Source organism: Bacteroidales bacterium, assembly GCA_014860575.1.
GTDB lineage: Bacteria > Bacteroidota > Bacteroidia > Bacteroidales > JAAYJT01 > JAAYJT01.
On record JACZJK010000026.1, the window covers coordinates 122,526 to 136,019 of the forward strand.

Genomic DNA, 13,494 nt, shown 5'->3' on the forward strand with positions numbered 1-13,494 from the left:
TGGCAATGCAGTGGTCATATAATGGTCATTCAGTCGTATTTAGTCGGTTGTCTTGGAGAATTTTATTTTTATTTTAAGTCAAGATTTCTGTTTAACGGTCTTTAAATTTTGGATTTTGAATTTTCCTCCTACGGTGTCCACCAAATCTTCACCCCCGTCGCATCTCCTCCCTGGTTGGCAATGGCTTCGGACCAGTTTGCTGAATTGCTTTCAGCTTCTGATGGCGGGTAAGGCAATCGGTAATGGCTGATTGGTTCTCCTTCGAAAGGGGTTAAGCGGGTGCGGCGTGACAGTGCATACGCCTCAGCCGGTTGCCTGAAAGCGTCGAGCCATCGCTGGGTATAAATAAACCTGAGTTTTTCTTCATCGGATGTGGTGTTCCAGAAACCGAAACGGTTGAGGACTGTTGCCGCGCCCAGGTTTCCCGGAATGCTGATCATGTCGGGAAATCTTAATCCTGATAAAGGCAACTTCGAATTTTCAGCCACTTCCATCCACCATGAAACGGACGAGTTAATGCCGTTGTAAAACTCTATTTCCCCTTGTGGTTTATCCATCGCAACAACAATTCCACGGAAGTATGCTTCAGCCATAATGAAATGAGTTTCAGCCCCGGTGTATAAAATAATGGGCATGAAGTCTTCATCGCGGATCAGGAAATAATTGAATGGGGAATAAATGCAGGCTTCGCCTTTGATTAGAAAGGCTCCGTCCTGATCGCGGTGCGAGTCGTAGGGGATTCCGCCTGAAGAAGGTGTGCCGACATCGGGAATCTGTGGATAGGCAATCCACCGGTTGGTATTGTCGGTTTCAAAGAAAATATACGCTCTTGGGTCGAAAATACTACTGCCATCTATATTGTTGTCAGCCGAAAGTTGTTGCCAAATGTTCGAACCCATTCTCAGATTATTGTGTTCGCGAAATGACCAGTTAAGGCTCTCATTCTTAAAGCCAGTTGCAGAAGGCCATAAACATGCGCTTTCAAGCACAGGTGTAATAAAGTCATAGCCCAGGAAAACCGGTTTGTTGTTTTCAATAATTTCTTTGATTATTGCGCCTGCAATTTCTGGCTCTTTTTCCGACATACGCATCGCATGCCTCAACCTGAGCGAGTTTGTGAGTTTTTTCCACATGAGCATATCGCCTTTAAAAAGCAGATCAAAGCTTTTGAAAGTGGTAAACGGATGTTCTACGGCAGCCGTTTCATCAATGTTCTCATCGGCCCATTTTAAGTCTTCCAGCAAGCCCAGGTAAATGTCGTGTTGACTGTCGTACTTAGGTCGCAACAGACTGAGATCATGAAAACCGTATCCGGCTTCGCTGAATGGGATGTCGCCAAAAAAATCGGTGACTTTAAAAGTCTTAATCGCCAGCAAAATCTTCAGCACGGCTTTCATATTGATCACCGAAGGCGTTTCCTCATATTTTTCGAATCGTTTTTCAAGCTCCCTGATTTCCGGCAGTACCCGGTAGTAATTGCTCCAGATGTCTTCAGTACCAAGCGTGAAATTGCCCCAGGCTTCCCGTGTGAGTGCAGCAAGTTGCGTTTGTTTATAAAGGATTTCATTGTTGATGTAAAACTGCTCGTTCCCTCCGGGTTGCACTGATTTGATCACGTTGTTGAACAAAGCGCCATCGCTTGCCGTGGTAAATCCATGCGGGTTGGTATTGATTTCCTCAAAATCTTTGGTGCACGAACCCAGCAGCATAGTTGCAAGCAGAAATGCTATCAGAGGAAGGTGTTTTGTTTTATTCATAGTTTTTAATAGTTCGATGTTCGGGGTTCAGTCTTCAAAGTTCAAAGTTCAAGGTTCAAAGCCCCAAGCCCTAAGCTCCAAGTTCCAAGCCCCAAGCCCCAAGAAAAGACAAATACACTAATATTGACCATTAAACTAATTAACAAATTCACCAATTTTAACTTTTTAACAACTCCATCACTCCATCACTCCAATACTCCATCACTCCCATTCTGCCCGTCTCTAAGTCCCTTCGTCTCTCAGGCTCACTTTCTCACTTTCTCACATTCTGATCTTCTCATCTTCTCATCTTCCATAAACCATTGCTTTACTAATCAAAACCCCGCGCTAACCCCAACTACAAAGCTCCGTGTTCCCGGGAACGAAGCCCATTCAAATCCCTGTGCATTTCCTGAGCCCATAATTCCTTCCGGGTTGATTTTATCGGGTAGGGTCGTATAAAAATAAAACAGATCACGGCCTGTTAACGTTAGGGTCAGATTTTGAAAAACCCTTGTTGATGCTGCCATTTTTTGTGGGAGTGTGTATGCCAGTGAAACTTCACGCATTTTTACCCAGGTGTTTTCAATAATGCCGGGAGTGGAGATAATCTTGCCCCACCCGCCGGCATTAGGCAGGTACTTGTAGTAATAGTGAACCACTGTATTATTGGGAGTTCCATCCTCATGAACCCCTTCGAGTATTATTCCAATATTGCTTGTATTCCCAGCCGGATCGGTATAGGGCAATCCGCCTCCCTCGCGTTCTTTAAGTGTTTCAGGGCTTTGGCCGGTTTGCAGGCCGATTACGTATGATCCGCAGTAAATATCGCCGCCCCATTTGGTGTCAATCAGCATCCCGAATCTGAAGTTTTTATAGCTGACATGGGTGTTCCATCCGGCGATAAAATCAGGTGAGGCATTTCCGATCGGCACTCGGGTATCGGTAATCAGGTATTTGGTTCCTTCAGCGTTCACAATGCGGTTGCCGTTATCGTCATATAAGTAATCAAAACCGCTGATGGTTCCATAATCATCGCCTTCGCTCAGGATCATTGCCGGTCCGTTGAGCCCCCAGATGTCAGCCAGCAAATATGCATCGGCAGCGCCACCAAGGCTAACCACTTTGTTGCGGTTGTGCGCCAGATTGATTCCGGTTCGTACGGTAAGATTTTTTAACCTGACAGGAACAGTGTTCAGTATTACTTCAAATCCCCGGTTCGTAACGATGCCTTCGTTGGTCATAATATTGAATGCGCCTGATGAAGCCGGCAAAGGCAGGTTCGGAATGATCTGATCAAAAGAGTAGAAATAATAATATGTGAGGTCGAGGTCAATACGGTTGTCAAAGAATCCAAGTGTGATACCTGTTTCGTAAGCGTTTACACGTTGTGGCTTGAGATCCAGCGGTGGTATGGTTCCCGGGAAGCCCGATGCCTGTTGCCCGCCAAAAAGGCTTGTGGTATAGTAAAAATTTCGCAGATAAGGCGCTGCATCAGTGGCTGACTGTGCGATCCCACCCCGGATTTTCATAAAATTGAACCAGGGGTGGCGGGCGGTAATATTAAATGCTTCGGTCGGGATGAAGCTAAGCGAAACAGAAGGATAGAAATACGAATTGCTTGAAGGAGGCAATGATGACGACCAGTCGTTGCGCCCGGTGATTTCAAGGAAAAGATAATTGTCATAGGCCAGGTTCAGGAAAGAATAAACAGAGTTGTTTCTTTTACGCAAAACCCCTTCTTTCGGCACCATTGATTCGGCTGAATTTCCGGGCTTTTCAACAATTGTATTGCTATTTTCATCGGTGCTGTAAGTATTTTCGGTGAAATTGAAGAAGGTGTACATATTGGGATAATACCAGATGCCTGAACTTCCGTTGATAAAGTAATAATCCTGGTTCCATCGGGTAGCGCCAGCAGTTAAACGAACATCAAATTTTGAGTTCAGAAAAGCATCCTTGAAAGCAGTGATCGTAAAATCGTAATTGTCGCCGATGTTGCGCGAAAGGCCGTTGCTGTATTTTCCATTTTCCAGGCCAATGGCATCAATGGGTTTGTGGCGTGTTTCAAACTGCTCAATGGTGAAGTCCCTGCTAACCCTTCCAAGTGCATTCAGCCAGGGTGCGATGTCATAAACCAGCGTCAGTGCGGCAGTGTATTTGTCTCGGTCGAGGGTTGTGTTGTTATTGTAATACTCCCACCATAGGGTACGGCTCACATACTGGAATGGAGTGCCTGGCTGCGGGTTTTGAGAACCATCGGCGTTGGCATAATTATCTTTATCAATTCCCTTGTAACTTCGCGGCCATTCATACAGCAGGCCTTTGTTGAAGGAGTTCCAGTCTTCGCCAAGCATAGGGCTGTTTAAGCGCTGGAAATTAATGAAAGAAATCACGAGGTCGGTTCTTAGCTTATTGCTGATTTTAAGGTTCGAACCCAGATTGACGGTGGTGCGGTTGAAATTGCTGTTATCCACGATGGGTTTGCTATCCTGCCGGGTGATGGAAACCCGTAAGGTTCCTTTCTCGCTGCCCCCAGCGGCAGAAATATTATGTGTGGTGGTATAGCCATTCTGGTATGGGATTTTCAGGTTATCGGGCTGGGGCGAGTAAGGCCGCATCTGCCCATCCCACCATTTTACCATTTGCCCCTCCATTTTCGGACCCCAGGATACGGCTGTTCCATAATAGCCAAACTCAGCTGAAGTGCTCGAAGTTTTGCCATCCTGGTCAAGGATTAGGTTTGCGTTGCCATAAATGCCTGGATAAAGCAGGGTATCGCCCGACATAGGAAATGTAGGCGGTGTAAACGAAATCGGGCCTCCATGCCCGTAAGTATTCTGAACTTCCCTGTAAAGGTAGGGCACCGTGACACGATGATCTACATTATAAGTAACCCCAATCCCTTTTTGTCTTGTTCCCCGTTTAGTAGTGATAAACAATACTCCGTTTGCACCTCGTGAACCATATAGCGCTGAAGCCGCACCGCCTTTCATCAGTGTCATGCTTTCGATATCATAGGCGTTCAGGTCGTTGATTACGCTGCCCCAGTCAACACCACGGCCAATATTGGAGAGGCCGGGTATGTTTTCCATTGGGATATTGTCCACGACAATCAGGGGTTGATTATCCGACCCGATATTGTTGTTGCCCCTGATCACGATCCTTGTTGAACCACCTTCCACGCCATCGCCCTGCGAAATCTGCACCCCCGCCGATCTTCCGGCAATGGCATTCAGCACATTGGGCGCGCGGGCTTCAATAATTGTCGTGGCTCCGATGGTTTCAGTAGAATAACCAATTTCACGTTTTTGCCTCGTGATGCCCAGGGCCGTAACAACCACTTCCTCGAGTTCGCTCACAGTTGGAGCCATGCGGATATTCAGCAGGACAGCATCGCCCACGGTGATTTCCTGTGTTTCAAACCCAATAAAGCTAAAAACTAAAATAGTTTCGGAGCTAATGGCATGGAGTGTGAACCTTCCGTCAATATCGCTTACGGTTCCGAAAGTGGTTCCTTTTACCTGGACTGTTACCCCTACCAGAGGCAATTCATCCTGGGCAGAACTGATAATCCCTGAAACGTTCCTTTCCTGTGCAACGACATACATGCTTAATAGTAAGAAACAGATGAAAAAGTGTAGGTTTTTTTTCATAGGCAAAGCAATTGAAATGCTAAATCACCTACAAATGTAGAATAAAACTAAAACGATTTATCAACACCCCGGGCAAAAACCGTTGAAAATTGAAATGAGACTATTTTGGCCTTGATTTGTTTGCTGTTCGTAATCATTTTATTGGCTCACAACGCTTTTAAAACATTATTCATGCTACCTTTGGTGCTGTTTCAACATCCAACACAAAATATTACCGATGCCTCGTTTCATTAAGCTGCCTGCAAAGTCCTTTCTACTCATTTATGCCTGTCTTTTCCTTTATACTTCATTGGCAAGTGCACAAACTTTTTCTGGCACAGGAGGCATCATTGCTGATAATGGAACGGCTTCATACTTCCAGTTAAATATAAGCGGGCTGAACCCTCAAAACATCAACACGGTTTTTGGTCTTGAAAAAGTGTGTTTCAGCATTTCTCATCCATATCTTTACGAACTCCGCATTCAATTGATTGCCCCTGATGGAAGCTATGTTATGCTCTGCGATGCCAACGCCTACGGCAGCAATTTTACTTCAACCTGTTTCAGCGACTTTGCGAACACGACCATTTTTAAGGGCAGCGCACCATATTCGGGTCAGTACAGGCCTATTGAGAACATCGGATACCTGAACAACGGACAAAATGGAAACGGTACCTGGAAATTACGCATTCTCGATCAATCCCCTTATAACAACCAGGGTTATCTGCAAAATTGGAACATTGTTTTTGGCAATAATCCGGGGATTCCTTTTCCATTTACATCTTCCAACCTTCCCTTGATTTTTATAGATACGGAATTCGAAGAAATAATTGATGATCCCAAGATCCCGGCTACATTTCACATCATTGACAATGGCCCAGGAAACATGAACCATCCCGGTGACAGTCCGGCTTATTCAGGACATCTCGGCATCGAGTTAAGGGGATCAAGTTCACAATCCTTTCCAAAGAAAAGTTACGGAATTGAAACCTGGGATGCAGCGGGCAACGACCTCAACGTTTCTTTGCTTGGTATGCCTGCCGAAGCTGATTATATCCTGAACGCCAACTTCACGGATAAGACCATGATGCGCAATGCCATGGCTTATCAAATCTGGCAGAACATGGGTTATTACGCCACGCGCTACGTTTTTGTGGAATTGTTTATCAACAACCGCTACAAAGGGGTGTATCTTTTTTCGGAAAAAATCAAACGCGATGCCAACAGGGTAAACATTGCCAAGATGAACGAAACCAACAATACCGGTGATTCATTAACAGGAGGGTATATCATCAAAATTGACAAACAAACCGGCGGTGGCGGCGATGGCTGGATTTCAGATTATCCACCTCCCCAATACCCCAACGGGCAGTATATCTATTTCCAGTACGAATATCCGAAGGCAACAAACATAACACCACAGCAAAAAACATACATCCAGTCGTACGTGCATTCTTTTGAAACAGCATTGCAAGGGTCGAATTTTACAAATCCTTCTACAGGATGGCGCAATTATGCTATTGAAGATACATTTTTCGATTATTTCATTGTGAATGAATTCAGCAAGAACGTTGACGGTTATAGGCTCAGCACATTTATTCACAAACAGCGTAATAGCCTCGGAGGAAAACTGCGCATGGGGCCGGTTTGGGATTACGACCTTGCCTGGCACAATGCCGATTATTGTGGCGGAGATTCATATTCAGGCTGGGCTTACCAGTTCCCATGCCCCTGGGACTGGTGGCAGGTGCCATTCTGGTGGAACCGGCTACTTCAGGATCCAACCTTTGCCAACAACCTGAATTGCCGTTGGAACTTCCTGAGGGGAAATGTCCTTGGTAATGCTCACATCAATAATTACATTGACAGCCTGGCTTTACTGCTGGATGAACCACAGCAAAGGAATTTCATGGTCTGGGACATCCTTGGTATTTATATCTGGCCAAACCCATGGCCTTATCCTCCAACGTATGCCACTGAAACTGCATCCCTTAAATCATGGATTGCGAACCGGTTTCTCTGGCTTGATACGAATATGCCCGGTACTTGCAATTCTTTGGGTTCGAACCATATTGCGAATGAAGAAAGCTCTGCACAACTGGTATTTCCTAATCCGGCTACAAATTATATTTATCTGGATCACAATCTGAAACCCGGCTCCAAAACTGAGATAATGATCATAAACATGACCGGAAGTATTGTCCTGAAGGTTGTTCCAAATGGTTCTGACGAAAATCTCAGGATCGATATATCCTTGCTGCCAGCAGGAGCATATCAGGTTGTTCTCAAAGCCGATAACCGTATTTCTCATACCCGTTTCATCAAGCTGCCCGGAGCCGAATAAACTGGTTTGATTTGTAAAGCATCAAAAGAGACAATCAGTCGCTTGAAGCAAGCATTTCCGGCTTGTGACAACACTCTACGCTCAGGACAATTAATTATTGTATTTCGCTTGCACTGAGCGCTTTGATATTGTATCTTTATCGTCATTTTGACAAAAAGATTCTAATGTTTCGTGTCCTCATCATTGACGACGAAGCGCACATGCGCGATTCGCTGGAAAAGCTTCTTTTGAAACATTGCCCCCATGTTACTCTTGTTGGTTCTGCCAATGGAGTTAAAACCGGTGTAAATGCAATAAAGGAACTGAACCCGGATATTGTATTGCTTGATATTCAAATGGAAGACGGAACCGGTTTTGATATACTGGCAGCTTTCTCGCCCATAGTGTTCAAGGTGATTTTTATTACCGCTTTTGAAAGTTATGCCTTTCAGGCTTTCCGATTCAGCGCTGTGGATTACGTGTTAAAACCGGTAAATCCGCTGATGCTGGTGGAGGCAATTGAAAGGGCCGGTAAACTAATCCAGGATCAATTCAATATCCAGGTGAAAGCACTGGAAGAAAACCTGAAAGCTATCCCAAACCAGCAGAAGAAAATCATCGTAAGAACTACAGATAATGTGTACCTTTTTGAAGTTAAAGATATTATAAACTGCGAATCTGACGATTGTTATACAACCATTCATACTGCCGGTGGCGATCACATCATGGTATCCAAAACGCTGAAAGAATACGAAGAACTGCTTTCAGTCCTTGGATTTTACCGTGTTCACAAATCTTATCTCATCAACTTATCGCACATCAAACGCTTCGAAAGGCAGGATGGAGGAAGCATTGTTCTTTCAAACAATATGAAAGTTCCGGTGGCATCGCGCAAGAGGGATGAACTGCTGGAAATCATGGAGAAGATGGCGTAAGTTTGATGATTTCTGAAAACTGGGCATAGGTTCGCAGGATAGCAATATGATGAAGGAAAGGCAATCAAATGTTATCAGGTTTAAGTGAAATTTTATGTTGATCAAACCAATCTTCACAGTTTTTATCCTAACATCTCTGACGATCAGGGGTCAACACTTCCCAATTAGTGAGAATAAAGAAATTGATAGCCTTAAACAACTTTTGTCCCAGTCCGGGTCCACAGACCAGGTGGATCTGATGAATCAGATTGCAGCGATCTATGCACCAGTAAATTTTGATTCAGGCATTGCTTATTCTGCGCAGGCCCAAAGAAGCGCAACCGTTTATGGCTACTCTGCCGGAGTAGGAGCAGCCCGGCTTTATACAGGGAATGCATATTATTACAGGATGGACCTGAAAAATGCACTTCTTTCCTATCTGTCGGCCTTGAAAACGCTTGAAGAAATGAACCCAACTGAGAAACTGGGCGAACTCTATATGCAGCTCGGCAACATCAATTATTATATTGGCAGAACCGAAAAATCCATTTCATTTTACAAACTGGCATTAAAGAGCTTCAAAGCCATACACGATGACCGACAGGCGCTGCAGGTACCTTACGCTTTAGCGTTTACATACCTCATGGACAACCAGCCTGACAGTGCTGAATACTATGTTAAAATATTCCTGGCTGAGTGTGAGAAACTCAACGACCAATATTTAAGGGCAATTGGATTTAATGTTTTGGGATGGGCTTATTCCGCAATGTTAACTCCTGAAAGCCGGCAAAAAGCCATTGATTGCAATTATGAATCTCTGGAAATCGGAAAACAGATGAGCGATGAAACATTGATCTCCGTAAACTACCTCAATCTGGGCAACAATTTCGACCGGAGTGGATGGGAATTCGAAGGGTCAACGGTTGATTTGGTGCTGGCAAGATCATTTCACGAGAAAGCATTCCTGGCGGCACAAAAGGCTGGCCTTCATCTGCTGATGGGAGCCATTTCAAATTACCTCGCGGCGATCGATATTGAAGAAGGGAAATTCAAACAAGCTGAGGTTAACCTACAAAACAGCAAAAATCACCTGGATACTGTGCTGATGACGCCCTATAAGCATTCTTCTACCGGACCATTTAATTCGTTTGGAAAAATGGTTGACTATATCCTTGCGCAACAACACAGGGTTTATATGTATGAGCGGCAGTTTAAGCTCGAAATGGCCAGAGGAAAAACCAACAAAGCAATAGAATATCTGCACTTGATCTATCAATACAGCGACAGCATTTATGCCCAGCAGCAGGCGCGCCAGTTTGAGCTGATCATGGCCGAAGCCGAAGCCGAAAAAACAGATCAAAAGATCAGGACGCTGTCGCAGGAAAACGAATTGAGAAAAATGAGGCTGAACCAGTCGCTGCTGATTTTTGGTTCGGTTGGTGGTGCGATCCTTTTATTCAGCATGGGCCTGCTGATGTTCATTCAACGTCGTCGCAGCCTCGCTGAACAGAAGTCAGCTTCAATGGAACAGCGGTTGCTCCGTGCACAGATGAACCCGCATTTTCTCTTCAACTCGCTGGCCAGCATACAGAATTACATCATCAACGAAAAAACAGATGAGGCCACCATTTACCTCTCAAGGTTCTCACAACTGGTCAGAAATGTGCTTGATAACTCAGTGGAAGAGAATGTGAGCCTTGAGAACGAAGTTGAAGCCACCAGGAATTACCTTGAACTACAGAAGGTTCGTTATGCCGGAAAGTTTGATTACTCCATTGCGGTTTCCCCCTATATTGACCCGGAAAAAACCATGGTGCCTCCGATGCTGGCGCAACCTTTCGTTGAGAATTCGATTGAGCATGGCATCAAACACCTCGAAGGCAGCGGTATGATTCAAATCCGCTATGCGCCCGGTGACGGAATGCTCAGGTTCGAGGTGGAAGATGATGGCGTAGGTAGGGATATGGCTGCCGAAATTGAGGGAAGACGCAACATCCGCCACCGTTCCATGTCCACATCCATTACACGCGAACGACTGATGCCATTAAATAAAAAACTCAAAGGCAAAGGCCAACTCGAAATCCTTGATCTTAAAAACGAAGCCGGCAATCCCTGCGGAACACTGGTGAGGTTTGGAATACCGCTGTTGGTGAAGGATGACGAATGAAGATTAAATAATGACGTATTATGATTTACGATTTCAGATTTCCGGTAGGAATAAAGTTATGAGGCACAACCTGTATTTTGTACTTATCGCGCTGACGCTTTTACTTGCCATTGGCTGCTATCGGGATGATGTACCCAAACCGCTGCAATTTCAAGCTTATAAAGGCAATCCTGTCTTAAGCCCCGGTGCTCCGGGCGAATGGGATGATTTGTTCCTAATTGGACCTTACGTATATTGGCACGACAGCCTTTGCTATATGTTTTACAATGGCAGTAATGTCCAGGGCAAAATAGCAGTTGGACTGGCCACCTCAACTGACGGTTATAATTTCACCAAGTATGCGGCCAATCCTATCCTTTCGCCCGATGGCAAAGGTTATGATGCCTGGCATGTGGGTGGGGCTGTCATTATCAGGCAGGACTCACTGTGGGTGTTGTATTTTGGCTCAAGCGAATTAGTAACCTATGGCCCGGGACCTTACATTGGACGAGCCACCGCACGGGAACTGACCGGCCCCTGGGTCAAAGATGAGAAGCCCGTTTTAAGTGCCGGCAAAGCAGGGGAATGGGATGGTGGATATGCTTTTCCCACTTCTGTCGTGGTTCTTGAAGATGGAACCTACAGAATGTATTACGGCGGTGGGATTGACTTTGTTAAACGTGATAGTTATTTCATCGGAATGGCCTCCTCTGATGACGGAATTACATGGAAAAAGCACAATGATCCATCCACCGGGCAGCGCCCCTATGCTGACAGTGATCCCATACTTACTGATAGTAAAGATGGGGAATGGGATGATGCCGGCGTCTTTTCTGCATTTGTCTATCAGGAGTCTGGTTATTTTAAGATGTATTATGATGGATTTTGTTTCATAAACAGGGTTCAGGAAGGCCATATTGGGTTTGCCTACAGTAAAGACGGTATTAAGTGGAACAAATATTCAGGCAATCCGGTATATACTAAACAAGAAGATCCTTACATTGCACACGATGGTGTAAGAGCAAATTTTGAATGCCCATGGCTGGTTTTCCGTGATACGGTATGCCTGATGTTTTACGATTATGGAACGGTGAAAGGAGAAATTAGCATGGCGACGGCGAAGTTGAAGTAGAAACAATCAGGTAAAAAATTTTTCAAAGTAAAGATAATGAAAAGCAGCTTTTACATAATGTTTGTAGGGTTGATGCCTTTTTTAATCATTGGCTGCAATCAGGATGAAACGCCCAGACCTTTGAAATTCCAGGCTTACGATGGCAATCCTGTATTAAGCCATGGTGCTGCTGGCGAATGGGACGATCTATATGTTGCACTGCCCTATGTGGTAATAGATGAATCCATATATTATCTCTTTTTTATGGGAGTTCAAAGAAACAATATAGCGGCTGTTGAGTTGGCCATTTCAACGGATGGGTATTGCTTCATGAAATTTGAAGGAAACCCGCTGTTAGCTCCTGACGGAACAGGTTATGATGCTTTCGGAGTAGGCGCACCGGTGGTGATCAGGCAGGATTCGTTGTGGGTGATGTACTTCAATGCAATCGAAACAGCTTCCTTTGGACCGGGTAAATACATAGGCAGGGCTACGGCTACATCACTTACCGGGCCATGGACAAAAGACAACAAACCTGTTCTTACGGCAGGTAGAATGGGTGAATGGGATGATGATTATCTTTTTCCTGGTTCAATTATCCAATCGGATGATGGCGTTTACAGGATGTATTACTCAGGTGGCGCCGACTTCGCAGGCAATCAACATCTGTACCTTGGCATGGCTATGTCAACTGACGGAATCAACTGGAAAAAGTACAACAATCCTGCTACCACCCAAAGACCTTTTGCTGACAGCGACCCTGTGTTAAAAACCGGCAGGCCCGGCGAATGGGATGACCAGTTGATCTGGACATGCCATGTGTTCAGCAGTTCGATAGGATATGAGATGTACTACGGAGGTTTTAAAACAACTCAAAACATACATGTTGGGGCCATGGGATATGCATTCAGCCGTGATGGTATTGTCTGGGAAAGGTACGCAGGAAATCCTGTTTACACCATTGATTACGACCGGCATGCGGATAATCTCGTCGAAATAACTTTTGAAGGCCCGTCGCTACTTTTTCTCGACACCCTCTGTTTGATGTATTACGACTACGGAATTATCGGTGAAATCCGCAGCCATATCGGTGTGGCAACAGCGAGGCTGAAGTAAAATCCCAAGGAGAAAACCAAATTTATAAATTTGATTACCGCAAAGGCGCAGAGACGCTAAGTTTTTAATGCTTTGCGCCCTCGCGTCTTTCGCGGTTATACAGCGTAGCTGGTAAACTTCGTTCCTATATTTTCCGGAAATGAACCCAACTTCGCCCTGATATTTTCGGTTTGGTCTTTCCATTGCACTTTCGTTAATTATTGTAAATCGCGATGAATCCTAAACACGATTTTTAAATGACTTTACAAATTCACCCAAATTCATAAAGTTAACTTTATAAATTTCAAGTAATTTAATCCATTGCATCAAGTCTCAAGTCCCAATTCTCAAATCCCAAGACCAAAAACAAGATCAAAGATCAAGGTTCAAAAGTTCAAGGTTCAAGTTTACGGGTTCGAGGTTCGCGTCTCTAAGTCTCTTAGTCCTATTTTCCCCAATTCTCCATTTCCAGGGCTTCAATCCCTTCGTACCTCAGGGCTTGGATCCCTTCCATCTCCCCATTTCCCCATCTCC

Annotated in this window: 7 protein-coding genes; 5 read left to right on the forward strand and 2 right to left on the reverse strand. The window is 44.8% G+C overall.

The window, feature by feature from the left end:
* Nucleotides 1–128 precede the first annotated feature (128 nt).
* Together IH597_07325 and IH597_07330 are read right to left on the reverse strand one after the other, a co-directional pair.
* Nucleotides 129–1,757, reverse strand: a complete 1,629-nt coding sequence (locus IH597_07325; protein ID MBE0662263.1) for a SusD/RagB family nutrient-binding outer membrane lipoprotein — start codon at nt 1,755–1,757, stop codon at nt 129–131.
* Between the two features lie 314 nt (nt 1,758–2,071).
* A complete protein-coding gene (locus IH597_07330; GenBank protein MBE0662264.1) occupies nt 2,072–5,392 on the reverse strand; it encodes a SusC/RagA family TonB-linked outer membrane protein in 3,321 nt (1,106 codons plus the stop codon).
* A gap of 217 nt (nt 5,393–5,609) precedes the next feature.
* Here IH597_07330 and IH597_07335 point away from each other — a divergent pair, with 217 nt between their 5' ends.
* From IH597_07335 to IH597_07355, 5 genes are all read left to right on the forward strand, one after another.
* The gene (locus IH597_07335; GenBank protein ID MBE0662265.1) at nt 5,610–7,715 is read left to right on the forward strand and encodes a CotH kinase family protein; all 2,106 of its coding nucleotides are present in this window, start codon (nt 5,610–5,612) and stop codon (nt 7,713–7,715) included.
* A 164-nt stretch (nt 7,716–7,879) separates the two neighbouring features.
* The gene (locus IH597_07340) at nt 7,880–8,629 is read left to right on the forward strand and encodes a response regulator transcription factor (GenBank protein MBE0662266.1); all 750 of its coding nucleotides are present in this window, start codon (nt 7,880–7,882) and stop codon (nt 8,627–8,629) included.
* Between the two features lie 238 nt (nt 8,630–8,867).
* Nucleotides 8,868–10,775, forward strand: coding sequence for a histidine kinase (locus IH597_07345; GenBank protein MBE0662267.1), 1,908 nt, complete (start codon nt 8,868–8,870; stop codon nt 10,773–10,775).
* Nucleotides 10,776–10,833: 58 nt separating this feature from the next.
* Nucleotides 10,834–11,886, forward strand: a complete 1,053-nt coding sequence (locus IH597_07350) for a hypothetical protein (GenBank protein ID MBE0662268.1) — start codon at nt 10,834–10,836, stop codon at nt 11,884–11,886.
* Between the two features lie 36 nt (nt 11,887–11,922).
* A complete protein-coding gene (locus IH597_07355) occupies nt 11,923–12,981 on the forward strand; it encodes a hypothetical protein (GenBank protein MBE0662269.1) in 1,059 nt (352 codons plus the stop codon).
* Nucleotides 12,982–13,494: the final 513 nt, after the last annotated feature.

What these genes read in the sequence shown, in the direction of transcription:
- IH597_07325 (MBE0662263.1), bottom strand. Translation starts at nt 1,757, where the DNA reads ATGAATAAAACAAAACACCTTCCTCTGATAGCATTTCTGCTTGCAACT.
- IH597_07330 (MBE0662264.1), bottom strand. Translation starts at nt 5,392, where the DNA reads ATGAAAAAAAACCTACACTTTTTCATCTGTTTCTTACTATTAAGCATG.
- IH597_07335 (MBE0662265.1), top strand. Translation starts at nt 5,610, where the DNA reads ATGCCTCGTTTCATTAAGCTGCCTGCAAAGTCCTTTCTACTCATTTAT.
- IH597_07340 (MBE0662266.1), top strand. Translation starts at nt 7,880, where the DNA reads ATGTTTCGTGTCCTCATCATTGACGACGAAGCGCACATGCGCGATTCG.
- IH597_07345 (MBE0662267.1), top strand. Translation starts at nt 8,868, where the DNA reads ATGAATCAGATTGCAGCGATCTATGCACCAGTAAATTTTGATTCAGGC.
- IH597_07350 (MBE0662268.1), top strand. Translation starts at nt 10,834, where the DNA reads ATGAGGCACAACCTGTATTTTGTACTTATCGCGCTGACGCTTTTACTT.
- IH597_07355 (MBE0662269.1), top strand. Translation starts at nt 11,923, where the DNA reads ATGAAAAGCAGCTTTTACATAATGTTTGTAGGGTTGATGCCTTTTTTA.